This is a genomic window from Kitasatospora purpeofusca (assembly GCF_034043715.1).
GTDB lineage: Bacteria > Actinomycetota > Actinomycetes > Streptomycetales > Streptomycetaceae > Kitasatospora > Kitasatospora purpeofusca_A.
In genome coordinates, this window is record NZ_JAXCLC010000073.1 from 1 (window position 1) to 24,869 (window position 24,869).

Consider the following 24,869-nt stretch of genomic DNA (forward strand, 5'->3'; position numbering starts at 1 on the left):
CCCGGGCCGGGCGGGGGCCCCCCCCCCCGGGGGGGGGGGCCCCCCCCACCGCCGTGGTTCGGGCGATCAGTAGCGGTACTGGTCCGCCTTGTACGGGCCCTCGACCGGGACGCCGATGTAGTCGGCCTGGTCCTTGGAGAGGACGGTGAGCTTCACACCCAGCGCGTCCAGGTGCAGGCGGGCGACCTTCTCGTCCAGGTGCTTCGGCAGCACGTAGACGCCGATCGGGTACTGCTCGGTCTTCGTGAACAGCTCGATCTGGGCGATCGTCTGGTTCGCGAAGGAGTTAGACATCACGAACGACGGGTGGCCGGTCGCGTTGCCCAGGTTCAGCAGGCGGCCCTCGGAGAGGACGATGATGGTCTTGCCATCGGCCTTGCGCCACTCGTGGACCTGCGGCTTGACCTCGGTCTTGACGACGCCCGGCAGCTGGGCGAGGCCGGCCATGTCGATCTCGTTGTCGAAGTGGCCGATGTTGCCGACGATGGCCTGGTGCTTCATCCGGGCCATGTGGGAGGCCATGATGATGTCCTTGTTGCCGGTCGTGGTGATGAAGATGTCGGCGGTCTCGACCACATCGTCCAGCGTGGCGACCTGGTAGCCGTCCATCGCCGCCTGCAGCGCGCAGATCGGGTCGATCTCGGTGACGATGACCCGGGCGCCCTGGCCGCGCAGCGACTCGGCGCAGCCCTTGCCCACGTCGCCGTAGCCCGCGACGACGGCGACCTTGCCGCCGATCAGGACATCGGTGGCGCGGTTGATGCCGTCGATCAGCGAGTGGCGGCAGCCGTACTTGTTGTCGAACTTCGACTTGGTGACCGAGTCGTTGACGTTGATCGCCGGGAACAGCAGCTTGCCGTCACGGTGCATCTCGTACAGGCGGTGGACACCGGTGGTGGTCTCCTCGGTGACGCCCTTGATGGTGGCGGCGACCTCGGTCCACTTGTTCGGGGTGTCCTTGAGGGTGCGGTTGAGCAGCTCCAGGATGATCCGGAACTCGTCGTTGTCCGCGGTGGACGGGTCCGGCGCGGCGCCGGCCTTCTCGAACTCGACGCCCTTGTGGATCAGCAGGGTGGCGTCGCCGCCGTCGTCCAGGATCATGTTCGGGGTCTGGCCGTTCGGCCAGGTCAGCGCCTTCTCGGTGCACCACCAGTACTCGTCCAGGGTCTCGCCCTTCCAGGCGAAGACCGGAACGCCCTGCGGGTTCTCCGGGGTGCCGTTCGGGCCGACGGCGATGGCCGCGGCGGCGTGGTCCTGGGTGGAGAAGATGTTGCAGGAGCACCAGCGGACCTCGGCACCGAGGGCGGTGAGGGTCTCGATGAGGACGGCGGTCTGCACGGTCATGTGCAGCGAGCCGGTGATCCGGGCGCCGGCCAGCGGCTGCGACGCGGCGTACTCGGCGCGGATCGTCATCAGGCCGGGCATCTCGTGCTCGGCGAGCTGGATCTCCTTGCGGCCGAACGGGGCCAGGGAAAGGTCGGCGACCTTGAAGTCACCGGTGGTGTCGGTCGACATGCGTCTGCTCCTCGCTGAGGGGTCGGGCGGGGCCAAGGTCCTGGGGTGCGTCACAACACGGCGGGCCGCAACGGTGTGCGGCGACGCCAGGGCGTCCGGCCCGCGGCCGGGTCCGGCGCGGTACGGCTGTCCTGTTGCTCGGCACAATCCGTCGGAGGACCTCTCTCCCTCGACCGGCGCGCCCCCGTGGGGGCGGGTCACCGATCGACCGCCATCAGCAGCGACGTTCTGGCTCTGGGGACGAATCTACACCGACGGCCCCGCGCGACGGCCCGGTACGGCCGTTTTTCGGCCTCCGGGCCGGGGCCCGCGCGGGCTCAGCGCGCCCCGCCGGGAACGGGTCCGCCGGGCGTCGCGTACGGGTCGTCGCCCGCCGCCGCCTTCTCCGCGCTGTAGATGTCCGGCTCCAGGTAGATGACCCGGGCGATCGGCACCGCCCGCCGGATCCGGACCTCGGCGGCGTCGATCGCCGCGGCGACCTCGGAGGCCGTCGAGTCGGCCGGGACGGCGATCTTGGCGGCGACCAGCAGTTCCTCCGGGCCGAGGTGCAGGGTCCGCATGTGGATCACCCGGTCCACGGAGTCGTGGTCGACCAGCGCGTCCCGGATCCGGGCCACCACCTCGGGATGGGCCGACTCGCCGAGCAGCAGCGACCTGGTCTCGACCGCCAGCACGAGGGCGATGACGATCAGCAGTACGCCGATGGACAGCGTGCCGATGCCGTCCCAGACCCCGTCCCCGGTGATCGCGGTCAACCCGACGCCGAACAGCGCCAGCACCAGGCCGATCAGCGCGCCGGTGTCCTCCAGCAGCACGACCGGCAGCTCGGGCGCCTTGGCCCGGCGGATGTACGCCGGCCAGCCGTGCGTCCCCTTGTCCTTGACGGCCTCGCGGAACGCGGTGAGGAAGGACCAGCTCTCCAGCGCGATGGCGAGGACCAGCACGCCCACCGGCCAGTACCAGTTGTCCAGCTCGTGCGGGTGGGCGATCTTCTCGTAGCCCTCGTAGACGGCGAACATGCCGCCGACGCTGAACAGCACGATCGACACCAGGAACGCGTAGATGTACCGCTCCCGCCCGTAGCCGAACGGATGCTGGGGGGTGGCCTCGCGCTGCGCCCGCTTGCCGCCGACCAGCAGCAGCACCTGGTTGCCGGAGTCGGCCAGCGAGTGGACGCCCTCGGCGAGCATCGAGGAGGAGCCGGAGAAGGCGAACGCGACGAACTTGCTCACCGCGATGCCCAGATTCGCGGCCAGCGCCGCGACCAGCGCCTTGGTACCGCCTTCGGTGCTCATTGCTCGGGGGGTCCCTCCGTCGGGGGCCGTCCGCGCGGCCCGTGACCGGTCGTCCGGTGGCCCGGTCGTCGTCGAGCGCATACGGTACCCGGCCGACCCGCCGCGGGCTCAGGACGCCGCCTGCTCAGGACTGCGCGGCGAGCCCCAGGTAGACGGCGGCGAAGTCGGTGAGCGCGATCAGCTCGACCAGCGCGTGCAGCGGCTCCGGGCGGCGGCTGGCGTACTCGGTCAGCCGGACGTCGTGGGCGGCCGCGAGCCGGTGCGCCCGGGTGGTGCCGAAGCTGCGCGGACGCGCGTCGTCGGCCGGGACCTCGGCCGGCCCGCCGTCCTGTTCTCCCGACGCCTCCCCGGCGCCCGGCCCGGCCTGCCCGGGAGCGGCGGGCGCCTCCTCGGCGGCCTGCCTCAGCAGCAGGACCTGGAGGTGCAGCGGGTCCGGCTCCTCGACCCGGTCGCGGAAGAAGTCGTCGGGGTCGGCGCCCGCGCCGAGCTGGCCGGTGAACATGCCGCGGTGCGCGGTCAGCACCTGCGGCAGCACACCCGCCAGGGCCGGGCGGCCGGCCCGCTCGGCGAGCTGGGCGGCGAACCGTCCGGCCGCGACGCCGGCGACCTGGCCCTCCGCCCAGAGCAGCGGGACGGTCCCGGCCAGCCGGGCGGCCAGGCTCTTCGCCGGGTTGGTGTACGCGGCGGCGTCCGGCCGGCAGCGGACGGCGGTGGCGTCCAGCAGGTCGGCGGTCTCCGCGAGCGCGTCGTACGGCAGCGGGGAGACGCCCAGCTTCTGGGTGAGCGCGAGCAGCGGGGCGAGGTGGGCCCAGAGCGCGGCCGGGTCCTCGGCGGGCAGGTCGGGCTCGGCGCTTCGGCCGCGTCCGCCGCCGCCGTCGTCCTCGGCGGGCGCGTCGGAGGTGTCGGCGGACGGCACGAACGGCAGTGGCAGCGCCCGGACCTGCAACGCGGCCTCGGCGAGCGGACTGCCCTCGGGGGCGGTGACCACGATCGCGCAGCCGCGCGCGTAGGCCTGCTCGGCGAGGGCGACCAGGCCGCGTTCGTCGCCGGCGGCGGAGCTGATCACCAGCAGGTCGAGCGGGCCGGCCCAGCCGGGGAGCTGCCAGGCCAGGCCGGCCGTGAAGGCGGCCGGGGCGGTGGCGCGGTCGGGGCGCGGGACGGGCGCGGCGTCGGTGGGCGGCAGCGGGGCGACCAGGCTCGCGGTGCCGGCCAGCGCGGCGAGCACCTCGCCGGCGGTCAGCGCGCTGCCGTGCCCGGCGACCAGGACGGCACGCGGCCGGCCGTCGGGCCGCAGCCGGTCCAGGCCGGCCGCCTCGGCGAGCCGGAGCGCGGTGCGGACCCGGGCGCCGGAGCCGGCCAGGGCGAGCAGGGCGCGGTCGTGGTCGGCGCGCCGGAGGGCGGCCGGGTCGTCGAGCAGGGTGTCGTCGAGCATGCGGCGGGCCTCCGGCTGCTGGCTGGGCGCTGAGGGCGGCGGACGAGCGGGGCGGCCGGCCCCGGTCGGGGACCGGGGAGGCCGAGCCCCAGGATCAGGCCGGGCGGCGGGCTTCGTCCACCAGCAGGACCGGAATGCCGTCACGCACCGGGTACGCCAGGCCGCAGGTCTCGCCGGCGCAGAGCAGCTCGGGCTGCTCCTCGGTGCCGCCCTCGGTGAGCGCGGACCGGCACTGCGGGCAGACCAGGATCTCCAGCAGGAAGGATTCGAGCTTCATGGGTTCGGTCTCCGGTCTCGGTACGGGTTCTCGGCCGTCGACACAGTGGTGCCCCGGCCGAGAGGAAACCCTACCGGCCGGGGTACCGGGGCCGTACGTCAGGCGCGGACGACCGCGAGCACGCCGTCGCGCAGTTCGGCCATCCTGGCCGGGTCCTCGGCCTCGACGTTGAGGCGCAGCAGCGGCTCGGTGTTGGAGGCGCGCAGGTTGAACCACCAGTCCGGGCCGGCCACGGTGAGGCCGTCCAGCTCGTCGACCTCGGTGCCCTCGACCGCGTAGGCGGCGCGGACGGCGGCGGTCCGGGCGGCCTGGTCGGCGACGGTGCTGTTGATCTCGCCCGAGGCGGCGTAGCGGTCGTACTCGGCGGTGAGCGCGGAGAGGGTGCCCGGCTGCCCGCCGAGGGCGGCCAGCACGTGCAGCGCGGCGAGCATGCCGGTGTCGGCGCGCCAGAAGTCGCGGAAGTAGTAGTGGGCGGAGTGCTCGCCACCGAAGACGGCGTCGGTGACGGCCATCTCCTGCTTGATGAAGGAGTGGCCGACGCGGGTGCGGACGGGCTTGCCGCCGAGCTCGCGGACCACCTCGGGGACGGTCCAGGAGGTGATCAGGTTGTGGATGATCGTCGGCTCGGCCTCGCCGGCGGCCCGGGCGCGGGCGATCTCGCGGGCGGCGACCAGTGCGGTGATGGCCGAGGGGGAGACCGGTTCGCCGCGCTCGTCGACGACGAAGCAGCGGTCGGCGTCGCCGTCGAAGGCGAGGCCGAGGTCGGCGCCGACCTCGCGGACCCTGGCCTGGAGGTCGACCAGGTTCTTCGGGTCGAGCGGGTTGGCCTCGTGGTTGGGGAAGGTGCCGTCCAGCTCGAAGTACATCGGGACGAGGTCGATCGGCAGGCCGTCGAACACGGTCGGCACGGTGTGGCCGCCCATGCCGTTGCCGGCGTCGACCGCGACCTTGAGCGGACGGATCGCGGTGAGGTCGACCAGGCCGAGCAGGTGGTCGGCGTAGCCGCGCAGGGTGTCCTGCTCGCTGAGGGTGCCGGCCGGCACGTCGCGGGCGGGGACGGTGACGGTGTCGTCGGCGGCGGTCCAGGACTCGACCAGCTCGCGGATCTCGGAGAGCCCGGTGTCCTGGCCGACCGGGGCGGCGCCGGCCCGGCAGAGCTTGATGCCGTTGTACTCGGCCGGGTTGTGGCTGGCGGTGAACATCGCGCCGGGCAGGTCGAGCGAACCGCTGGCGTAGTACAGCTGGTCGGTGGAGCAGAGGCCGATCAGCACCACGTCGGCGCCGTAGCCGGCCGCGCCCTCGGCGAAGGCCTGGCTGAGCGACGGGGAGGAGGGGCGCATGTCGTGGCCGACCACGATCGCGGACGCGCCGGTGACCTGCACGAACGCGGCGCCGAAGGCCCGGGAGAGGTTCTCGTCCCACTGGTCCGGGACGACGCCCCGTACGTCGTACGCCTTCACGAGCTGCTTGAGGTCGCGCACTGCGGCTCCACCCTGGTTCTGTGTCTGATCGGCGAACGCGCCGGCACCCTGGCCGGCGGACCGGTCGCCCCTGGTCACGGTAGGTCCGGGCGCGGCTGCGGCCGGTACCCGGTAGGGGGGCAGCGTACCCGGGCGGGCGGAACGGTCCGTGCCGGGGCGGGGGCGGTCCGCGGCTCAGTTGTCGGGCGAGCGGAGCACCCGGAGGTGGCCGCGGCGGCCCGCCTCGGTGGACTCGCCCTCGGGGGACCGGCCCTGACGCGGGGTCTGCGGGCGCGCGGCCTCGCGGACGGCGTTGGCGAGGGCCTCCAGGTCGTCACTGCTGCGGCGCAGCGGACCGGCCTCGGCGGCGAGCCTGACCACGTCCCAGCCGCGCGGGGCGGTGAGGCGCTCGGCGTGTCCGGCGCACAGGTCGTAGCAGTGCGGCTCGGCGTAGGTCGCGAGCGGGCCGAGGACGGCGGTGGAGTCCGCGTAGACGTACGTCAGCGTCGCGACGGCCGGACGGCCGCACGCGGTCCGCGAACAACGACGTACAGAGCTCACGAGGGTGGACGGTACCGCACTCCTTGCCGGGGAGCGAAGACCGCCTGTCCGGAAGGTGTTCCGTGTCGCTGTCCGCGCGCCGCCCGGGCGCTCCGCTCGCCCCGGGCGAACAGGTGCGGGGGTGGTCCACTTCCGGGCGTCCAAGGACTACTCTCGGCAGTGATATGGACAGCTCCGCACCGCAGTCATCGACGGGTCCCTCACGCCGCCCCCGGCACCGTGACCGGCACGGCAGGGGTCTCCGCGGCCCGCTGGCGCCGCCGCAGGTACCGATCTCGCTCACCCGCTCCGAGTTGTTCGACGACTATGTGCGCGAGTCGGTGGAGCGTCTCGAGCGGCGCTGGCCGCAGTTGATCGAGGTGGAGTTCGCCGTCCAGGAGGTGCCGCTGCACGAACCGGACGGCGCCGGCTCCGACGGCGGGGTGCCGCTGGGCCGGGTGTCGCCGGGTCAGCAGGGGCGCAAGAGCCAGATCGTGGTGTACCGCAGACCGGTGGAGATCAGGGCGAAGTCGCGCGAGGACCGCGCGGCGCTGGTGCACGAGATCCTGATCGAGCAGGTGGCGGAGCTGCTGGGGCTCTCCCCCGACGCGATCGATCCGCGGTACGACGAGGACTGAGACAGCACGGCGCTGTCGGCGCACCGCTCGGCACACCGCTCAGCGCAGGACCACGCCCGGGTCCTGGGATGCCTGCGGGACCTTGACGGTGGAGCGGTCGTCGCGCAGGGCCTGGACGGTGAACATCGGTACGTCCTTGCTGGGGAGCGCGAGCATCCGCGCGGCGACGACCGGGCCGCCGGAGACGGTCTCCACGGTCAGCGCGAAGCTGCCGTTCAGCCCGCCGGGCTCGGGCGCCGGGAGGGCGACGGTGCCGCCGGCCGGGAGCTGGACCTCCTTGGTGGCGGGGGTGCCGCCGCCGGTGCCGGCCGAGGCGGTGACCCGCACGGTGGCGGCCTCGCCGGTGGAGGTCAGGAAGAGCGTGGACGGCCCGCCGCCCCGGTTGTCGGCCACCGTGGCACGGGCCCCGACCGGCGCGGTGCCCGCCAGCCAGGCGGCGTCGGACTTGCCGTTCGCCCCGGCGCGGTCGACCCGCAGGCCGGCCACCACGGGGGTGGGGTGCTTGTCGTCGCTGGGCGACACCCGCAGGCCGGCGACCTCGTCCCGGGTCACCTTGCCGAGGTCCACCGAGGCCACCATGCCGGCCTTGACGTGGATGGACTCGTTCCCGGCTGGGACGAACCAGCCGTTCTTGCCGGAGAGCTCGATCCTGAGGTCCGCGTCGTCCTCCGGCGGGGCCCACACCACCAGGTGGGCGGCCGAGGTGTCGGCGGGCAGGCCGGGCATCACCTGGACCGGAGCGGGGTCGGCGGAGGCGGGCACCCAGTCGGCGCCCTTGCTGCCGTCGGCGGCGTGCAGGGCGGCGCCGATCCGGCCGGAGCGGGCGACCACGTGCACGGCGAGGTCGGCGACCTGGCCCTTGCTGATGGTGGGCAGCAGGACCGACTGGGAGCTGCCGGGGGCGACGGTGATGCTGTTGGCGGCGTCGTTCTCGATCAGGCCCTTGTCGCCGTAGAGCTTGATGTCGACCACGGCGGCCGTGGGCTCGGCGTTGACCAGGCTGACGTAGTCGGTGCGGCCCTCGGCGGTGGAGGCGCCCGCGAACCAGAAGCCGGTGCCGGACGGCGTGCAGGTGATTCCGGACAGGCCGAGGCCGCGCTGCTCGGTGACGGTGGTGGTCTGGGTGACGGTGAAGCCGGGGGCGAGCGCGCCGGTGGCGACGGCCCCGGTGCCGGGCGCCAGGTCGCCGTTGGCGGCGGGGGCGGACACCGGGGTGCCCGGCTTGGCCAGGATGAGCCGGGCGTCGGCGGGCGCGGCGTCCTTGTCGGCGGCGGCCGGGGCGGCCGGGGTGGGCGCGCCGGTGGCGGCCTGGGTCGCGGGGGCGGCCGGCGCCGCGGGGGCCGACGGCGCCGCTCCCGGGGCTGCGGCCGGCGCGGCCTCGTCGGAGATCCAGCCGGTGCCGTCGCCGGTGCCCGTGCCCGTGCCCGTGCCCGGCGGGGTGTACGCGGTGAGCGTGGTGGAGCCGGTGAGGCCCTGGAGCGGCTGCGGGCAGACCACGGCGGTCCGCTCGACCTGCGCCGAGGTGGCGGTGGCCCGGTCGGTGGCCGCCGGGGTGGCGGGCTTGCGGAGTTCGGCGATGCCGAACACCGCCGCCAGCACCACGGCGGCGGCCAGCAGCGACCGGGTGGTGCGGGCGGCGCCGGAGCCCCGGGGGGCCGCCGGGGCCGCTCCGGCCGGGGCGCCGTCGAAGGTGCCGGTCGTCCCCCCGGCCCCGCGGGCGGTGTCCGGGGCGCCGGACTTCTTCCTGAAGGCGGGCTTCTTCATCGCGGGTCAGCTCCCCGATCCGTGGTGGTGCGGGTACCGGCCCGGGCCGTGCGGGCTGTTCGGGTCGTGCGGGTGGTTCGGGTGGTTCGGGTCGTGCGGGTGGTTCGGGTCGTGCGGGTCCGGCTGTTCGTAGTAGGGCTCGCCCTGCTGCTGCCCCGGCACCCAGGGCTGCTGCTCGGGCTGCTGCTGGTACGGCTCGTAGCCGTACTGCTGCTGCTCGCCCTGGTAGGGCTGGTAGCCCTGCTGCTGGTAGCCGTCCTGGCCGCCGTACCCCTGGCCGCCGTACGGCGTGCCGGCCGGCTGCTGCGCGTACGGGTCGTAGCTGTACGGGTCGGCCTGCTGGTACGTCTGGTACGGGTCTGCGTACGGTTCGGCCTCCTGCGCGGCGGCGGCCGCCAGGACCGCTCCGGCCGACGGATCGGCCGACGGCGGACCGGTCACCGGGCCGGGCCTGGCCTGGTACACCCCGGCGTCCGGGTCGGCGGGCTCCGGGCCCTCGTTCTCGGCGCCCTCGCCCCGCTCGGCCATCCGGCGGGCCCGGCGGCTGCCGGGGACCGGGGCCTGCGCCTGGGCGGCGGCGGCCAGCTCGGCGGCGGCGACCACGTCCTCGGGCAGGTCGTCGTCCTTGTGGCTGCGCCGGCCGGGCAGGGCCAGCACCAGCACGGTCAGGCCGAGCAGCAGCTGGGCCCAGATCCAGCCGGTGTGCAGCAGGCTGCCCTCGCGGGTGAGGACCAGCTTGCCGCCGGTGGCGGGGAGCTTGAAGCCCTGCGCCCAGCCGTCGACGGTGACCCGCTCCAGGGCGGTGCCGTCCAGGGTGGCCGTCCACTCGGGGGCGGCGGACTCGGCGAGCCGCAGCACCCGGCCCTCGGGGCCGGCCGGCAGGGTGGTGTTGATGTCGCGCGGCCCGGACGGGACCACCACCGGGACGGCGCCCGGCGCGGTGATCAGGGCCCGGGTCGCCGGGGTGCCGTCGACCTGCCAGAGCGCGGCGGCACCGTCCTGGTTGGCCTTGACCAGGCCGGGCGTGGTGTCCAGAACGTCCTTGAAGGCGCCGATCAGCGGCTGGTCGACCAGCACGTAGGCGATGCCGTAGCGGGAGAGCGCGCCCGCCTGGTCGGCGCCGGAGCCGGCCAGCAGGCTGCCGACGGTCCGGTCCAGGCCGGCCGTGGTGCCGGTCTCCGGATCGACGGTGGACTCGGCCTGGCCGAGCGTCAGACCGGAGCCGCGCGTCACGGTGTACGCGACCGATCCGCCCTTCGGGTCGCCGGTGAGGACCAGGGTGCGGGAGCGGTCGGTGGTACTGGCCTGCTCGGCGATGAACGCGGGCACCTGGGCGCCGCGGCCCCGGTGCAGCGGACCGTCGGCGCCGGTGACGGCCCACCAGAGGCCGGTGCCCAGCGGGGCGAGCAGGGCGGCGGCCACCACCAGCGCGGCGACCGGCTGGCGCCAGCCGAAGGCGATGCCGGCGACCCGGGCGTTGGCGCCGTCGGCGCCGATCGCGGCGGCGGCCAGCAGGGCGACACCGGCCAGCAGGGTGGCCGGGCCGGACCACGCGGGCACGGCCGGACCGCCGGAGGCGGGGGTCACCGAGGTGCCGGCCACCGCGACCGCGAAGACCAGTCCGGCCCCGGCGGCGCCCCAGGCGGCCAGCACCGCGCGGCGGCGGTCGGCGCGCAACAGGGCGGCGAGCGCGGCCAGCACCACGCCGGCGGAGAGCCAGACCGGCGGCACCCCGGCGCCGCCGGGGTTGACCATCAGCAGCCCGGTCGAGGTCGGCCCGGAGCCGTGCAGGCCGGGCAGGCCGGCCTCCAGCAGCAGCCGCTGCGGGTCCGAGAGCACCTGCAATGACCAGGGGGCGAGCACCCCGACCGGCACCGCGAGGACCAGCAGGACACGCAGGCCGAGCAGCCGCAGCGCGGTGACGCCGGAGCCGAAGGCCCCGCCGCGGACCACGGCGGTGACCAGCATGGCCAGGCAGAGCGGCACGGCCAGCGCCCACACCAGCGGGACGAAGGCGGTGGCCAGGGTGAGCAGCAGGACCGTCATCCAGGCGGAGCGCCAGCCGGGGCGGGCGCCCTTGGCGGCGCTCTCCGCGCGGATGCCGAGTCCGGCGGTGACGGCGGCGGCGCGGGCCAGCGGCGGCAGCAGCACGGCCAGGACGGCGGTGCCGATCCGGCCCTGGGCGAGCGCGCCGGTGGCGGCGGGCAGCAGCGCGTAGGTGGCGCTGGCCCAGGCGCGGACCAGCTTGGAGTCGATCAGCGGCCGGGAGACCAGGTAGGCGCTCACGGCGGCGAGCGGGACGGCGAGCACGACCAGCAGGGTGACCGCGAGGTCGGCGTGGTCGAACAGCAGCCAGGAGAGGATCGACAGCACCGCGAGGTAGGGCGGCGCGGCGGCGGTGGAGCCGGTGCCGACGGGGTGCCAGGCGTCGGCGTACATCGACCAGAGCCCGGCCGCGCCGTCGGTGGCGGGCAGCAGGGCGCCGCCGAACAGGGCCCCACCGCCGAACAGGTCGCGGCAGGCGACCAGCGCGAACACCAGCAGGGCGGCGAACAGCACCGGCGCCGGGCGCCGGACGAGCTTCTTGATCAGCGCGAACTGCTCGACGACCAGGTCCTCGGAGTCCTCGTCGCCCGGTCCGGCCTCGACCGAGCCGTGCCGGCCGCCGGCGTCGTCACCGCCCCCGATGCCGAGCGAGCCGACGACGCCCTCGACGGCGAGCCGGGCGGTGGCGCCGGGTGCGGGGAAGAGCGTGCGGTCGTCCAGCGCGTCGGCGGAGCGGGTGCGGCGGCGGCGTTTGCGGGCCACCAGCAGCCGGGGCAGCCGGACGAGTTCGTGGCCGAGGCCGGCCAACTCGTCGAAGGCCTGCTTGGGGTCCTTGCCGAGCAGGTTGGCGACCACCCGCAGCAGGGTGCCGAGCACCAGCCGGAGCAGGACGTAGGGGAGGAGCGCGCCCTTGGAGTTGGCGAGCAGGGTGAAGGCGGCGCCGGCCTTGTCCACCCGGTGCGGGTGGGCGGGGCCGCAGTCGATGGCGCGGCGCTCACGGCTGGCGGCCTCGGCGTGCCGGAGCACGGCGTCCGGGGCGACGACGACGCGGTGGCCGGCGGCGTTGACCCGCCAGCAGAAGTCGGTGTCGTCGCGCATCAGCGGCAGCGCCCGGTCGAAACCGCCGAGCTCCTCGAAGACGTCGCGGCGCACCAGCATGCCGGCGGTGGAGACGGCGAGCACCGGGCGGACCTGGTCGTGCTGGCCCTGGTCCTGCTCGCGCCGGTCGAGCCCGGTCCAGCGGCGGCCGGAGCGGGCGATGCTGACGCCGACCTCCAGCAGCTGCCGGCGGTCGTACCAGCTGCGCAGCTTGGGGCCGACGACGGCGGCGCTGGGGGTGGAGTCGGCGACCTGGAGCAGTCGGCGCAGCGCGTCGGTCTGGGGCTCGCAGTCGTCGTGCAGCAGCCAGAGCCATTCGACCGGCGTGGTCTCCCGGGGGCCGCCCCGGCCGAGGTCGTCCTCCTCCCCGAGCGGGTCGCCGAAGTCGTCCCAGCCGCCGGTGACCGGGTCGTAGCCGGAGGGGTCGAGCCGGTAGGGCAGGTCCTCGGCGCGCAACGGCGCGCTGTTGGAGACCGCCTCGGCCACGGCGGTGCCGAAGCCGGCCCGGCGGCCGAGCACGGTCGGACCGCTGTCGGGGAGCCAGTCGGCGAGGGTCTCGGCGAGCAGGCGCCGGGAGTCGTCGGTGGAGCCGGTGTCGACCGCGAGGACACGCTGGACCTGGCGGTCCTGGCCGAGCAGGCCGGCGAGGGCCTGCGGCAGCCAGCGGGCTCCGTCGTGGGAGACGATCACGGCGGTGACCAGATGGCGCGGGTAGGCGGGCGGCCTGCTGGCGGAGGAGCCGCTCTGGTGGCTGTAGACGGTCATCGAGTGCGCGGGCCCCAGTTCTCGGTGGACACAGCCGGTGAACGGCAACCGGATGGCGCACCACACTAACGGCTCCGGGTGTCGGCTCGGTCCACGGTGTCCGCCCGGGAACGCGAAAGCGCCTCACCACAGGGGTGAGGCGCTCGGTCGCGGGCTGTTCGCGCGGACTGTTCGCGCGGGCCGGCCGGTCGGGGTGCCGCGGCCGGCGGATCCGGGGAAGCCCGCGGATCCGGAGGGTCCGGGGGATGCGGCCACCCCGGTCAGACGGCGCTCTTCTTGAGCCGACGGCGCTCGCGCTCGGAGAGGCCGCCCCAGATGCCGAAGCGCTCGTCGTTGGCCAGGGCGTACTCCAGGCACTCGGAGCGGACCTCGCACGCGAGGCAGACCTTCTTGGCCTCGCGGGTGGAGCCGCCCTTCTCCGGGAAGAAGGACTCGGGGTCGGTCTGGGCGCAGAGTGCGCGCTCCTGCCAGCCGAGTTCTTCCTCCTCCTCGATGCCGTCACCGATCAACAGCTCAAAGAGCTCGCTCATGTGGCGCGCCTCCTCTGCCCCTATTGGCGTCCCCGTGGTTGCCGTTGCCTCGTGCGGCCGACGACACGAGTGAAATTACAGTTGCGTCACTCTGGCCCAGTCAAGCCGAGCTCTGGTATTGGGGTCGGGATTCACTCCCTGGCACCAAGCCGTTACGAATAGTGTACATAACCGGACACATCAGACCTTTAGCCCGATTGCGCGCGAAGGTCGACGAACCATTCGCGACCGGGGGCCGGGTGACATGCAGTCACCGCCACAGGCCGGTCATCGCCCTGCCTTCCCGGCGATCTTCCCATCGAAACATAGAGGGTGATTTATCACTCCATCGGGCAGTTCATGGCCGATCTCACCCGAATGTCCGCTCTCTCCGAGTTGACACCGCCCCTGCGGATGCGTTGTCCTTTTCCCTATGTCAGAGTTCCTCGGCCCCCGGAGCGGTTCCACGCTCCGCCCTGCCGTGAACTCCTGTTGTCGCCTCTGTTCCTGCCGCTGTATCTAGGCGCCCGCCGTCCCGCCGCGCGCCGCCCAGGAAGCACAGAGGCCGCCCGCGATTCCCGTCCCAGGACATCCCGGACCCGGCTGACTCCCCTGACGAACCAGCCCTCCGAGGACGACTCCCGTGCGAATGATCCGCATCCGCAAGCGGAACCGCGACCGCAGCAAGCTCGCTCTCCACGGCCTCCGCGCCGCCACCACCCGACCCGTCGCGCCCTCCCCCGCCGCCCGGCCCGGCGGCCACCCGTGGGCCGACGGCCTCAGCGACGTCTCCATCGCCGGCGATCCGCTGGCCTTCCCGCACCTCGCCCGCACCGACCTGCCCGCCCACCCCACCACCGTCGCCGAGTACGCCCGGCTGGTCCGCGAGATCGCCGCCGACCGGGACCGCTGGGAGCCGCTGGTCCGCTACGACGCGCTCACCCGCTGGTACGCCCGGCTGGAGACCGGCCCCGGCTACGAGGTCTGGCTGCTCAGCTGGCTGCCCGGCCAGAGCAGCGGCTTCCACGACCACGGCGCCTCCTCCGGTGTGATGAGCGTGGTCCGCGGCGAGCTCGTCGAGCGCTCCCTCACCCTCCCCCAGCCCTCGGCCGGGGGGACCCCCAGCGGCTCGGGCTTCCGCGACCTGCGCCCCGGCGGGCAGCGGGTCTTCTCCCCCGGGTACCTGCACGAGGTGGTCAACGCCTCGCTGGAGCCCGCCGTCTCGATCCACCTCTACACCCCCGGCCTGACCGAGATGAACCAGTACGGCGCCGCCGCCGTCCCCGAGCAGCACCCGCAGACGTCCGCCGAGGCCCACTGAGGCTCCGGGCGCGGTTGTCGAGGGTCGGGCTGACGACCCGTCGGCGCGTGGCAGGATGGGCGCATGCGCATCGTGGCACTGGCAGGCGGGATCGGCGGAGCGCGTTTCCTGCGCGGACTCCGGGAGGCCATCGGACCCGAGGACGAGATCACCGTCATCGGCAACACCGGTGACGACATCCACCTCTTCGGGCTCAAGGTCTGCCCCGACCTCGACACCGTCATGTACACCCTCGGCGGCGGCATCAACGAGGAGCAGGGCTGGGGCCGGACCGAGGAGACCTGGTCCATCAAGGCCGAGATGAAGGAGTACGGCGTCGGCCCCGAGTGGTTCGGGCTCGGCGACCGGGACTTCGCCACCCACCTCGTACGCAGCCAGATGCTCACCGCCGGCTACACCCTCAGCCAGGTCACCGAGGCGCTGTGCGTGCGCTGGCAGCCCGGGGTGCGGCTGCTGCCGATGAGCGACGACCGGGTCGAGACCCACGTCCGGATCACCGACGAGCAGGGCACCCGGGCGATCCACTTCCAGGAGTACTGGGTCAAGCTGCACGCCGCCGTCGACGCCGAGGCGATCGTGCCGGTCGGCGCGGACACCGCCAAGCCGGCGCCCGGCGTGCTGGAGGCCCTCGCCGAGGCCGACGTCATCCTCTTCCCGCCGTCCAACCCGGTCGTCTCGATCGGCACCATCCTCGCCGTGCCGGGCATCCGGGAGGCCGTCGCCGCCGCCTCCGCCCCGGTCGTCGGACTCTCGCCGATCATCGGCGGCGCGCCCGTGCGGGGCATGGCCGACAAGGTGCTCGCCGCCGTCGGGGTCGAGGCCACCGCCGAGGCCGTGGCGCTGAACTACGGCAGCAGGAGGGCGCCGCGAAGCGGCGCGAGCGAGGGTGGTGGTGGGCGACGGGAGGGCCTGGTGGACGGCTGGCTGGTGGACACCGTCGACGAGGCCGCCGTGGCCGCCGTCGAGGCGGGCGGGATCGCCTGCCGGGCGGTACCGCTGCTGATGACCGACGTGGCCGCCACCGCCGGGATGGCCCGCGCCGCGCTGGCGCTCGCCGAGCAGGTGCGCCGGTGAGCCTGCGGATCCTCCCGGTCCCCGGGCTGCCCGAGATCGACGCCGACAGCGACCTCGCCGAGCTGATCGCCAAGGCCGCCGACTACGAGGACGGCGACATCCTGCTGGTCACCTCCAAGGTGGTCAGCAAGGCCGAGGGCCGGCTGCTGCACGCCGCCGACCGGGAGGCCGCGATCGACGCCGAGACCGTCCGACTGGTCGCCCGGCGCGGCCCGATCCGGATCGTCGAGAACCGCAACGGCCTGGTCATGGCCGCCGCCGGGGTGGACGCCTCGAACACCGCGCCCGGCACCGTCCTGCTGCTGCCCGAGGACCCGGACGCCTCGGCCCGCGCGCTGCGCGCCCGGCTCCGGCAGCTCACCGGGCGCCGGCTCGCCGTCGTCGTCACCGACACCTTCGGTCGGCCCTGGCGCAACGGCCTCACCGATGTCGCCATCGGCGCCGCCGGCCTGGCCGTCCTGGACGACCACCGGGGGCGCTCCGACTCGCACGGCAACGAGCTGTTCCAGACCGTCACCGCCACCGCCGACGAGCTCGCCGGCGCCGCCGACCTGGTGAAGGGCAAGTCCACCGGCACCCCGGTCGCCGTGGTCCGCGGCCTCGGCCACCTGGTCACCGCCGAGGACGGCGAGGGCGTCCGGCCGCTGCTCAGGCCCGCCGCCGACGACATGTTCCGGCTCGGCACCTCCGAGGCGATCCGGCAGGCCGTCACCCAGCGGCGCACCATCCGCGCGTTCACCGCCGAACCGGTCGACCCGGGCGCCGTCCGGCGCGCGGTCGCCGCCGCGGCCACCGCGCCCGCGCCGCACCACACCACGCCGTGGCGGTTCGTCCTGCTGGAGACCCCCGAGGTGCGGACCCGGCTGCTGGACGCGATGCTCGCCGCCTGGCGCCGCGACCTCGCCGAGCTGGACGGCTGGGACGAGGCGAAGATCGCCCGCCGCACCGCCCGCGGCGACGTCCTGCGCGCGGCCCCCTACCTGGTCGTCCCGTGCCTGGTGATGGACGGCTCGCACGACTACCCGGACGCGCGCCGGGCCGCGGCCGAGCGCGAGATGTTCACCGTCGCCGTCGGCGCCGCCGTGCAGAACCTGCTGGTCACCCTGGCCGGCGAGGGCTACGGCTCGGCCTGGGTCTCCTCGACGATGTTCTGCCGCGACACGGTGCGCGAGGTCCTCGACCTCCCGGAGCACTGGGACCCGATGGGCGCCGTCGCCGTCGGCCGCCCCGCCGAACCGCCCCGCACCCGCCCGGACCGCACGGCGGACGCCTTCATCGAGGTGCGGTAGCCGGTTGGGGACGGCGTGGTCAGCCGAGGTCGTCCGGCAGGAGCCGGAACGCCTCGTGGTTGGTCAGCGGCCGGATCGCGCGGAAGTGCCGACGGTCGACGGTCAGCACGGCGTCGGTGCGGAACTCGGCGGCGAGCGCGACGTTGATCGCGTCGGTCAGGCCCATGTTGAGCGTCGGGTACCTGCGCATCACAGCCCTGGCCGCGCCAAGGTGCGCGCCCACTTCGGGCACCTCGTAGCGACCGATGGCGCACTTGTCGATCACGTCGTCGAGGATGCGCATGGCCCCGTCGACCCCAAGTGACTTGGTGGCCAGGTAATCCAGTTCAGCAAGGACCAGCGGAGAGACCACGAGGTGTCCGACCGTGCGCAGTGCCGCCCGACAGGCATCGTGCTCCTTTTCCGTCGGCGAGTAGCAGGAGAGCAGGGCCCCGGTGTCGCCCACAACAGCAACGGCGCTCACTCTCCGAACCCTTCCATCGCGCTGTCCAGATCGTCGAGAATCCGGCGGCCACCGCTGATGACCGGCATGTCGTCGATTTCGTCACCCATCGGGTCCGTCCGGAACGGGTAGTGGGGCTCAGCGAGGTCCGGCGGCAGGATGGTGGCCACGTGGCGGCCGTCCTTGGTGACGGTGACGGTCTCGCCGCGCTCGACGGCTCCTATCACCTTGGCCGTCTGCTGGTTCAGCTCCCGCATGGTTGCTTCCATGCGGCCAGCCTACGCTACGTACTACACGGTAGTACGCCGACGACCGCACAGTTCCCCCGAACGGGTGGTTTCAGCGGCGGCGGTGGTCGTTGGGGGCGAGGCGGGGGCCGAAGCGGGGGGCGTGGGTGCCGGTGGACAGGAGGATCCGGCACAGGCGGTGGCGGTGCGGGCGGTAGGGCTCCAGGAGGGCCAGCATCTGGGCGTCGTCGCTGCGGACCCGGCCGGCCAGCGCCCAGCCGACCGTGTTCGGCAGGTGGAAGTCGCCGACCGAGACGGCGTCCGCGTCCCCGTTGCTGCGCTGCAGGGTCTCGGCGGCCGTCCAGACGCCGACGCCCGGGACGGCGGTGAGGCGGGCGAAGGACTCCTCGTGCCCCATCGCGGAGGCCTCCTCCAGCCGGGGGGCCAGCCGGACGGCCCGCTGCACCGTCGCGGAGCGCTTCGGGTCGACGCCCGCCCGGTGCCACTCCCAGCTCGGCACCAGCGACCACTCACGGGCCGAGGGCGCCACCCAAAGACCCTCGGCCGGGCCCGGCGCCGGGGTGCCGAAGGCGCGCAGCAGGGTGTACCAGGCCCGGTACGCCTCGCCGGTGGTGACCTTCTGTTCCAGGATCGCCGGCACCAGGGACTCCAGGACCAGGCCGGTCCTGGTCAGCCGCGCCCCCGCCGCGCCGCGTTGCGCCTCGCGCAGCGGGCCGGCCGGCAGGACCAGGCCCGCCGGGTCGTCCTGGGCACCGAGCAGGCCGGGCAGCCCGTCGAGCAGCCACTGCGCGCCGGGGCCCCAGGCGGTCGCCTCGACCACGCCCTCGGACGGACGGGCCAGCACCCGCAGGGTGCCGATGCCGCCCGGGGTGCGGGAGGCCCGCCAGAGGGCGCCGTCGGCGGTCCTCCGGTAGGACGGGTCGGCCGGGCCCCGGCGCAGTGGCAGCAGGGTGCGGGCCACGTCCAGCGGGAAGCCGGGCCGCCAGCGGCGGACGGCTCCGGCGTCGGGGTTCCCGGCGTCCGGGCTCCCCGCGCCGGGGCTCCCGGGGCCGGGCACGTCCGCGGGTACGGCCCGGGGCACGCGCCCGCCCGTCGACGTCCCGCTCACCGCCGTGCACCTCCTGCGCCGTCCGCCGACCATGGGGATATGAACGATACGCGGGTGCCGGAGCTGTCCGCCGGTGACGAGAGCGCCGTGCGCTCCCTCTACCACCGGGTACTGGAGGGGTGGAACCTGCGGGACGGGGCGGCCTTCGCCGGGCCGTTCGCGGTGGACGGCGAGCTGATCGGCTTCGACGGGACCCGGCACGGCGGCCGGTCGGTGATGGCCGCCGAACTCGGACGGATCTTCACCGGCCGACCGACGCCCGAGTACGTCGCCAAGGTGCGGCGGGTGCGGGCGCTGGGATCCCGGGTGGCGCAGCTGGACGCGGTCGCCGGCCTGGTGCCGGACGACATGGAGGACCTCGATCCCGCGCTGAACGCGCTGCACACGGTGATCGCGGTCGACGCGGGCGCCGGCTGGCGGATCGCGCTGCTGCAGACCACCCCGGCCCGGTACGACCAGCGGCCGGACCTCGCGCGGGCGCTGACGGCCGAGCTGCGGGCGCTGATCGGACGCGGGCCGGGCCCGGAGTAGGTCCTGCCTCCGGGATCCCTGCCGGGGCGGGTCCGGGGGGTCAGCGGCCCTGGAGCCGCGCCGCCTCGGTGCGCAGCTCGGGGAGCTTCGGGTAGAGGGCGTCACCCGGGCACTCGGTGTTGAAGGCGTCCCGGTGTCCGGAGACGGCCTGGAAGACCACGCCGGTGCCCGCCGGGTAGAGGCTGCCGTTGGAGCCGGAGACCAGCCGGGTGCTTCCGGCCGCGTCCTGCTCGGTGAGGCCGAGCTTCCAGGCCGCGATCCGGGCGACCCCGCTCAGCAGGGGCGCCGGGGGGATGTCCGTGACGAAGGTGCCGATCGCCGCGACGCCCGCCGAGTCGGTGTTGAAGCCCAGCGTGTGCGCGCCGTGCACCGGCAGGTCGGTGCCGCCGGCCCGGCCCTCGTAGACGGTGCCGCAGCGGTCGACCAGGAAGTTGTAGCCGATGTCCCGCCAGCCGTTGCTCAGCACGTGGTACTGGTAGATCGCCCGGATCAGCCGGGGCGCGTCGGAGCACGCGTACTCGGTGGCGGTCGCGGTGTGGTGGACGAAGACCACCCGGACCGGCCCGGTGTACTCGAAGTCGGGCTCGCGGATCGACTCGTCCGCACCCCAGCCGGCCCGGGTGACGACCTCGGGACGCGGGGCCTGGTGGTGGCCGACCCGCCTGCCGCCGTCCGCCGGTTCGGCCGGGGTACTCCGCGCGCCGGCGGAGCGGACGCCCTCCCCCGGGTCGACCAGCTCCACCCGCAGCCCGGGCGGCGGTCCGGCCGGACCCGGCGTCACCTCGACGGCGACACCGTCGCTCGGGCCGGTCCACAACGGGGCGGTGGCGGAGCGCGGCGCACGGCCGGCGACGGCGGCTGCCCCGGTGTCCGGACCGTCCTCGCCGTCGGTCTCCAGCTCGTGCCAGCCGCTCCAGGCGCCGGTGGCCGCGTCCCGGGTGCGGACCTTGACGGTGCCCCCGGCGAGCGCCCCCGCCGGCCCGTCCCAGCCGACGCCGAGCAGGTCGAACCGCCGGGCGGTGCGCCCGGCCAGGAGCCGCCCCCCGGTCAGCGGGAGCGAGGTGACGGAGCCGCCGCCCGCCGAAGCCCGTACCCCCGGCCGGTCCGGCGGCGCCCCACCCCCGGCCCGGGCCTCGGCGGGGGACGGCGGGAGCGTCAGGACGGCCGCGCAGACGGCGAGCAGGACGGCGGGCGGGCGGCCTCGGAGGGCACGGGGAGAGATGCGCATATTCCGGATGTACACGGGATTCCGACCGGGGCGCCACGCCACCCCGCGACCCTTCCGCCACCCCTCCCGGAGGTCCACCCGAAGGCCGTAGGCTGGGGCGCACCATGACTTCGCCTTTCGCTGCCGATGCCCGTACCCCCGTCGAGCTGCTGCACGCTTACCTGCGAGGTGGCACTCCCTCGGTCGACCCCGCGGCCCCACTGGTCACCTTCTACGACGACGCCACCGGCGAACGCGTGGAGCTGTCCGCGAGGACCTTCGACAACTGGGTGGCCAAGACCGCCAACCTGCTCCAGGACGAACTCAACGCCGGTCCGGGCGACCGCGCCGCGCTGCTCCTCCCGGCCCACTGGCAGAGCGCCGTCTGGCTGCTCGCCTGCTGGTCGGTCGGGGTGGCGGCGGTCCCGGCCGGTGCTCCGGCCGACGCCGACCTGGTGGTCAGCGGCCCGGACGGTCTGGAGGCCGCCCAGGCCTGCGAGGGCGAGCGGGTGGCGCTCGCCCTGCGGCCGCTCGGCGGGCGGTTCCCCCAGCGTCCGGACGGCTTCCTGGACTACGCGGCCGAGGTGCCCGGGCAGGGCGACCGGTTCGCCCCCTACTCCCCCGTCACCCCGGACGCCCCGGCGCTGGAGACCGTGGTGGACGGCCTGCCGTTGAAGCTGACCGGGGACCAGACCGTCCAGCTGGCCCGCGAGGGCGCCGCCCGGCTCGGCCTCGGACCGGGCGACCGGGTGCTCTCCACCCTCTCCTTCGACGACTGGTCCGGGCTGGAGGCCGGACTGCTGGCGCCGCTGGCGGCCGGCGCGTCGGTGGTGCTCTGCCGCAACGCGGACGGTCTGGACGCCGAGCAGTGGGAGAAGCGGGTCGAATCCGAACGGGTGACACTGCGCCTCGGGTAACCCCCGGCCCCGGCCGGGCGGGTAGGGATCCCCGCTATGGCCGAGGACGACACCGAGCACCCCCCGACCGACCACTCCCCGACCGAACACCCGCCCGCCGGGCGGACGCCGAACGGACAGGCGCCGAACGGGCAGGCGCCGAACGGACCAGTGCCGACGGAACCGCCGCCGGGCGGACCGGACGGCGCCGCCGGGGCGGGCGGCCCGGGGGACCCGGAGTCCCCCGGTACGGCCGGCGCCCCCGGTGCGCCCGGCGGAGGCAGACGCCGGCGCCGGCGGTGGCTGATCGTCACCGCCGGCGTCCTCGCCTTCCTGCTCGTCGGCTGCGGAACGCTGCTCTGGGTCGCCTACCGCAAGCTCGACGGCAACATCCGCACCGACTCCACCACCGACCAGCTGCTGGCCCGGCTGGAGGCCGAGCGCCCCAGCCGGACCGCCGGGGCCCGGGGCGCCGAGAACCTGCTGCTGATCGGCAGCGACGACCGGACCGGCGCCAACGCCACCTACGGCGCGGCCGGCGGCCAGCGCTCGGACACCACGATCCTGCTCCACCTGGCCGCCGACCGGCGGCACGCGACCGCCGTCTCCATCCCGCGCGACGTCATGGTGAGCGTCCCGGCCTGCGAGAAGCCGGACGGCAGCCGCAGCCGGCCGACGCTGATGCAGTTCAACGCCGCCTTCGAGACCGGCGGCCCGGCCTGCTCGATCCGGACCGTGGAGCAGCTCAGCGGCATCCGGATCGACCACTACGTGATCGTCGACTTCGCCGGCTTCAAGCGGATGGTGGACGCCGTCGACGGGGTCGAGGTGTGCGTCCCGCAGCCGATCCACGACAAGGACGCCAAGCTGGACCTCGCGGCCGGGCGGCAGACCCTGCACGGCGAGCAGGCGCTCGGCTTCGTCCGGGCCAGGGAGACCCTCGGGGACGGCAGCGACACCCAGCGGATGGGGCGCCAGCAGCAGTTCCTGGCGGCACTGATCCGCAAGGTGCAGTCGCAGGACGTGCTGCTCAACCCGACCAAGCTGTGGCCGGTGCTGGATGCCGCCACCTCCTCGGTGCAGGCGGACAGCGGGCTGTCCTCACTGGGCGAGCTGTACGACCTGACCCAGGACCTGCGCGGGATCCCGTCCTCGGACGTGACCTTCCTGACGGCGCCGCGGCGGGCCTACCGGTTCGACTCGGACCGGGACGAGTTCGTTCAGCCGCAGACCACCCAGCTGTTCGCGGCGCTGCGGGACGACCGGCCGGTGGAGGTGCGGCCGCCGGGGTCGAGCCCGTCCGCCGCCCCGCTGGGGACGAGGCCGACGGCGGCGCCCTCGTCCGCGGCGGCCTCGTCCGCGGCGGCCCCGGCGTCCGCCTCGGCGTCGGTGTCCGCGCCGGTGTCCGCGTCGGCGTCGGCGTCCGCGTCGGCGTCCATGTCCGCGTCGCCGTCACCGGGCGCGAGCGGCCCGTCGGCCTTCGAGGGGCGGACCGCCGACGTGGACGCCTGTGCGGTGCATTGAGCCTGGACATGATCACTGTTCCGCACACGGATCATGATCTTGGAAGGGCTCTGCCCGGAAATCACCGGCCCCGCATTCGGCCGCGGAATTCCCTCCGGAAACCATGGCAGAGATCACACCCGGAACAATTCCCTCATCCGGCTCGTCTAGGGTGTCCGAGTCGGTCGTGCAATTCACGCACCGGGCCGAGGACCGGCCGGAGGGAGGGGAAGCACCCGTGCAGCAGGACATCCACGACGGAGGGCCGGGCGCCGACCGGCACCCCGCCGACCCCGCCCGGGGCATCCCCGTCCCGCGCCGGCAGACCCCGGCCGAGGCCGCGTCCGAGCCCCCGCACCCCGGCGGCCGGGCCGCCCGGCGCCGGGCCGTCACCGCCCGGCGCGCCCGGCGCCGGCGGGTGCTGAAGTGGACCGGCGGCCTCGCCGCGTTCGCCCTGGTGGCCGGCTGCGGCGGCGCGTACTACGCGTACCAGCACTTCAACAACAACATCACCGCCGTCAAGGTGCAGCTGGGCGACGAGGCGGAGCGGCCCAAACCGGTCGACGACGCCCTGAACATCCTGGTGATCGGCACCGACAGCCGGGAGGGCCTGGGCCGCGAGTACGGCGACGAGGGCAGCACCGGGCACGCGGACACCACGCTGCTGTTCCACATCGCCAAGGACCGCAGCAACGCCACGGCGCTCAGCATCCCGCGCGACCTCATGGTGCCCGTCCCGGAGTGCCGGACACCGGACGGGAAGGCCATCCCCGGGACGGCGCGCACGATGTTCAACAACAGCCTCGGCCAGGAGGGCCGCGATCCCGGCTGCACCTGGAAGACCGTCGAGAAGGTCACCGGGATCCGGGTCGACCACTTCGTGATGGTCAACTTCGACGCCGTCAAGACGCTCTCCACCGCCGTCGGCGGCGTCGAGGTGTGCGCGGCCAAGGACATCAACGACCCGGACTCGCACCTGCGGATGAGCAAGGGCAGGCACGTCGTCCAGGGCGACGAGGCACTCGCCTTCGTCCGTACCCGGCACGCCGTCGGGCTGGGCGGCGACCTCACCCGAATACCGCTGCAGCAGCAGTTCATCGGCTCGATGATCCGCTCGATCAAGAGCAGCGACACACTGACCAACCCGGCCAAGCTGTGGAAGCTCGCGGACTCCGCCACCAAGGCGCTCACCGTGGACTCCGGGATCGGCAGCGTGGACAGGTTGAAGGACCTCGCGCTGGACCTGAGCAAGGTCGACGCCGGGAAGATCACCTTCGCCACCGTGCCGGTGCTGGACGACCCGGCGGACGAGAACCGGCTGGTACTCAAGCAGCCGGACGCCGCCCAGCTGTTCTCGATGGTCGGCGGTGACCGTTCGCTGACCGGGCCGGCGGCGGGGGCCCCGGAGACCCCGGCGGCGTCCGCTCCGGCCGCTCCGGCGGCCACGTCCGCTCCGGACGCTCCGGCCGCTCCGGCCGCCCCCGGGGGTGCGGCGTCGACCGCCGCGGCCCCGGTCGACGCGAAGGACCTGCGGGTGACGGTGCGCAACGGCACCGGGACGCCCGGACAGGCGCAGCAGACCGTCGACCGACTGGTGGCGAAGGGCTATGCCAGGGCCGCCACCGCCGCCAACGTGCCCGCTGCGGCGACCACCTCGATCGCCCACCCGGCCGGGAAGGCCGCCGAGGCGGCGGCGCTGGCCACCGCGCTGGGCCTGCCCGCCGGCGCCGTCAAGGCCGACCCGAAGCTGGGCGCCCGGGACGGGCTGGTGCTGGTGCTCGGCAAGGACGCTCCGGCGTCGACCGCCGCCGGGGCCGCCGCGACGCCGGCCCCGGTGCCGAGCGAGGCGCCGAAGGACCTCCAGCGGGTCCAGGGCGACGACATCGACGCCTGCGCCAAGTAGGCGCTTCC

21 protein-coding genes are annotated in these 24,869 nt (G+C 74.6%); 8 read left to right on the forward strand and 13 right to left on the reverse strand.

Annotated features, from left to right (window positions below):
• Positions 1-66: 66 nt before the first annotated feature.
• From ahcY to SM793_RS29560, 6 genes are all read right to left on the reverse strand, one after another.
• Positions 67-1,515: an adenosylhomocysteinase gene (ahcY, locus tag SM793_RS29535; protein ID WP_320441365.1), complete on the reverse strand. Its 1,449-nt coding sequence runs from the start codon at positions 1,513-1,515 to the stop codon at positions 67-69.
• Between the two features lie 317 nt (positions 1,516-1,832).
• A complete protein-coding gene (locus tag SM793_RS29540) occupies positions 1,833-2,810 on the reverse strand; it encodes a cation diffusion facilitator family transporter (protein ID WP_320441366.1) in 978 nt (325 codons plus the stop codon).
• A gap of 124 nt (positions 2,811-2,934) precedes the next feature.
• Entirely contained in the window at positions 2,935-4,242 is a 1,308-nt protein-coding gene (locus SM793_RS29545; protein ID WP_320441367.1) for an SIS domain-containing protein, read from the reverse strand.
• 94 nt (positions 4,243-4,336) lie between these two features.
• Entirely contained in the window at positions 4,337-4,519 is a 183-nt protein-coding gene (locus SM793_RS29550; RefSeq protein ID WP_030398084.1) for a Trm112 family protein, read from the reverse strand.
• 98 nt (positions 4,520-4,617) lie between these two features.
• Positions 4,618-6,000 carry a phosphomannomutase/phosphoglucomutase gene (locus SM793_RS29555; protein ID WP_320441368.1) on the reverse strand — a complete coding sequence of 461 codons (1,383 nt, stop codon included), beginning with the start codon at positions 5,998-6,000 and terminating at the stop codon, positions 4,618-4,620.
• Positions 6,001-6,174: 174 nt separating this feature from the next.
• Complete coding sequence (locus SM793_RS29560; RefSeq protein ID WP_266311404.1) at positions 6,175-6,540, reverse strand: DUF3499 domain-containing protein; 366 nt, start codon at positions 6,538-6,540, stop codon at positions 6,175-6,177.
• 164 nt (positions 6,541-6,704) lie between these two features.
• Between SM793_RS29560 and SM793_RS29565 the strand changes: the two genes are divergently transcribed.
• Positions 6,705-7,157 carry a metallopeptidase family protein gene (locus tag SM793_RS29565; protein ID WP_320441369.1) on the forward strand — a complete coding sequence of 151 codons (453 nt, stop codon included), beginning with the start codon at positions 6,705-6,707 and terminating at the stop codon, positions 7,155-7,157.
• 39 nt (positions 7,158-7,196) lie between these two features.
• On the opposite strand, the gene SM793_RS29570 is transcribed toward SM793_RS29565, so the two are convergent.
• The 3 genes from SM793_RS29570 to SM793_RS29580 form a co-directional block, all read right to left on the reverse strand.
• On the reverse strand, positions 7,197-8,921 hold the full coding sequence (locus tag SM793_RS29570; protein WP_320441370.1) for a DUF5719 family protein: 1,725 nt from the start codon (positions 8,919-8,921) through the stop codon (positions 7,197-7,199).
• A gap of 6 nt (positions 8,922-8,927) precedes the next feature.
• Positions 8,928-12,830 (reverse strand): glycosyltransferase family 2 protein, encoded by a 3,903-nt coding sequence (locus SM793_RS29575; RefSeq protein ID WP_320441371.1) that lies wholly within the window; start codon positions 12,828-12,830, stop codon positions 8,928-8,930.
• Between the two features lie 260 nt (positions 12,831-13,090).
• Positions 13,091-13,360 carry a WhiB family transcriptional regulator gene (locus tag SM793_RS29580; RefSeq protein ID WP_030310813.1) on the reverse strand — a complete coding sequence of 90 codons (270 nt, stop codon included), beginning with the start codon at positions 13,358-13,360 and terminating at the stop codon, positions 13,091-13,093.
• 628 nt (positions 13,361-13,988) lie between these two features.
• Between SM793_RS29580 and SM793_RS29585 the strand changes: the two genes are divergently transcribed.
• The 3 genes from SM793_RS29585 (at position 13,989) to SM793_RS29595 (ending at position 17,023) form a co-directional block, all read left to right on the forward strand.
• Positions 13,989-14,660 carry a cysteine dioxygenase gene (locus SM793_RS29585; RefSeq protein ID WP_413816059.1) on the forward strand — a complete coding sequence of 224 codons (672 nt, stop codon included), beginning with the start codon at positions 13,989-13,991 and terminating at the stop codon, positions 14,658-14,660.
• A gap of 63 nt (positions 14,661-14,723) precedes the next feature.
• Positions 14,724-15,734 carry a 2-phospho-L-lactate transferase gene (gene cofD / locus SM793_RS29590; protein WP_320441373.1) on the forward strand — a complete coding sequence of 337 codons (1,011 nt, stop codon included), beginning with the start codon at positions 14,724-14,726 and terminating at the stop codon, positions 15,732-15,734.
• Positions 15,731-17,023 (forward strand): coenzyme F420-0:L-glutamate ligase, encoded by a 1,293-nt coding sequence (locus SM793_RS29595; protein WP_320441374.1) that lies wholly within the window; start codon positions 15,731-15,733, stop codon positions 17,021-17,023. Before cofD ends, SM793_RS29595 begins: the two co-directional genes overlap by 4 nt.
• 19 nt (positions 17,024-17,042) lie before the next feature.
• Here SM793_RS29595 and SM793_RS29600 read toward each other — a convergent pair whose 3' ends face one another.
• From SM793_RS29600 to SM793_RS29610, 3 genes are all read right to left on the reverse strand, one after another.
• Positions 17,043-17,486 (reverse strand): PIN domain-containing protein, encoded by a 444-nt coding sequence (locus tag SM793_RS29600; RefSeq protein WP_320441375.1) that lies wholly within the window; start codon positions 17,484-17,486, stop codon positions 17,043-17,045.
• Positions 17,483-17,734: a type II toxin-antitoxin system prevent-host-death family antitoxin gene (locus SM793_RS29605; RefSeq protein WP_320441376.1), complete on the reverse strand. Its 252-nt coding sequence runs from the start codon at positions 17,732-17,734 to the stop codon at positions 17,483-17,485. Before SM793_RS29605 ends, SM793_RS29600 begins: the two co-directional genes overlap by 4 nt.
• Positions 17,735-17,804: 70 nt before the next feature.
• Positions 17,805-18,854: a DNA-3-methyladenine glycosylase family protein gene (locus SM793_RS29610; RefSeq protein WP_413816058.1), complete on the reverse strand. Its 1,050-nt coding sequence runs from the start codon at positions 18,852-18,854 to the stop codon at positions 17,805-17,807.
• A 6-nt stretch (positions 18,855-18,860) separates the two neighbouring features.
• Between SM793_RS29610 and SM793_RS29615 the strand changes: the two genes are divergently transcribed.
• Positions 18,861-19,352 (forward strand): SgcJ/EcaC family oxidoreductase, encoded by a 492-nt coding sequence (locus SM793_RS29615; RefSeq protein ID WP_320441377.1) that lies wholly within the window; start codon positions 18,861-18,863, stop codon positions 19,350-19,352.
• Between the two features lie 40 nt (positions 19,353-19,392).
• On the opposite strand, the gene SM793_RS29620 is transcribed toward SM793_RS29615, so the two are convergent.
• Complete coding sequence (locus SM793_RS29620; RefSeq protein WP_320441378.1) at positions 19,393-20,580, reverse strand: peptidoglycan recognition protein; 1,188 nt, start codon at positions 20,578-20,580, stop codon at positions 19,393-19,395.
• A 104-nt stretch (positions 20,581-20,684) separates the two neighbouring features.
• Between SM793_RS29620 and SM793_RS29625 the strand changes: the two genes are divergently transcribed.
• From SM793_RS29625 to SM793_RS29635, 3 genes are all read left to right on the forward strand, one after another.
• The gene (locus SM793_RS29625) at positions 20,685-21,476 is read left to right on the forward strand and encodes a TIGR03089 family protein (protein ID WP_320441379.1); all 792 of its coding nucleotides are present in this window, start codon (positions 20,685-20,687) and stop codon (positions 21,474-21,476) included.
• Between the two features lie 36 nt (positions 21,477-21,512).
• Positions 21,513-22,979 (forward strand): LCP family protein, encoded by a 1,467-nt coding sequence (locus SM793_RS29630; RefSeq protein ID WP_320441380.1) that lies wholly within the window; start codon positions 21,513-21,515, stop codon positions 22,977-22,979.
• Positions 22,980-23,196: 217 nt separating this feature from the next.
• Complete coding sequence (locus tag SM793_RS29635; protein WP_320441381.1) at positions 23,197-24,861, forward strand: LCP family protein; 1,665 nt, start codon at positions 23,197-23,199, stop codon at positions 24,859-24,861.
• Positions 24,862-24,869 lie beyond the last annotated feature (8 nt).

Excerpts from the sequence above, each read along its gene's own strand:
- SM793_RS29610 (WP_413816058.1), bottom strand. The coding sequence starts at position 18,854 with ATGGTCGGCGGACGGCGCAGGAGGTGCACGGCGGTGAGCGGGACGTCG.
- SM793_RS29565 (WP_320441369.1), top strand. The coding sequence starts at position 6,705 with ATGGACAGCTCCGCACCGCAGTCATCGACGGGTCCCTCACGCCGCCCC.
- SM793_RS29545 (WP_320441367.1), bottom strand. The coding sequence starts at position 4,242 with ATGCTCGACGACACCCTGCTCGACGACCCGGCCGCCCTCCGGCGCGCC.
- SM793_RS29620 (WP_320441378.1), bottom strand. The coding sequence starts at position 20,580 with ATGCGCATCTCTCCCCGTGCCCTCCGAGGCCGCCCGCCCGCCGTCCTG.
- ahcY (WP_320441365.1), bottom strand. The coding sequence starts at position 1,515 with ATGTCGACCGACACCACCGGTGACTTCAAGGTCGCCGACCTTTCCCTG.
- SM793_RS29570 (WP_320441370.1), bottom strand. The coding sequence starts at position 8,921 with ATGAAGAAGCCCGCCTTCAGGAAGAAGTCCGGCGCCCCGGACACCGCC.
- SM793_RS29575 (WP_320441371.1), bottom strand. The coding sequence starts at position 12,830 with ATGACCGTCTACAGCCACCAGAGCGGCTCCTCCGCCAGCAGGCCGCCC.
- SM793_RS29615 (WP_320441377.1), top strand. The coding sequence starts at position 18,861 with ATGAACGATACGCGGGTGCCGGAGCTGTCCGCCGGTGACGAGAGCGCC.
- SM793_RS29585 (WP_413816059.1), top strand. The coding sequence starts at position 13,989 with ATGATCCGCATCCGCAAGCGGAACCGCGACCGCAGCAAGCTCGCTCTC.
- SM793_RS29630 (WP_320441380.1), top strand. The coding sequence starts at position 21,513 with ATGGCCGAGGACGACACCGAGCACCCCCCGACCGACCACTCCCCGACC.
- SM793_RS29580 (WP_030310813.1), bottom strand. The coding sequence starts at position 13,360 with ATGAGCGAGCTCTTTGAGCTGTTGATCGGTGACGGCATCGAGGAGGAG.
- SM793_RS29540 (WP_320441366.1), bottom strand. The coding sequence starts at position 2,810 with ATGAGCACCGAAGGCGGTACCAAGGCGCTGGTCGCGGCGCTGGCCGCG.
- SM793_RS29625 (WP_320441379.1), top strand. The coding sequence starts at position 20,685 with ATGACTTCGCCTTTCGCTGCCGATGCCCGTACCCCCGTCGAGCTGCTG.
- SM793_RS29550 (WP_030398084.1), bottom strand. The coding sequence starts at position 4,519 with ATGAAGCTCGAATCCTTCCTGCTGGAGATCCTGGTCTGCCCGCAGTGC.
- SM793_RS29605 (WP_320441376.1), bottom strand. The coding sequence starts at position 17,734 with ATGGAAGCAACCATGCGGGAGCTGAACCAGCAGACGGCCAAGGTGATA.
- cofD (WP_320441373.1), top strand. The coding sequence starts at position 14,724 with ATGCGCATCGTGGCACTGGCAGGCGGGATCGGCGGAGCGCGTTTCCTG.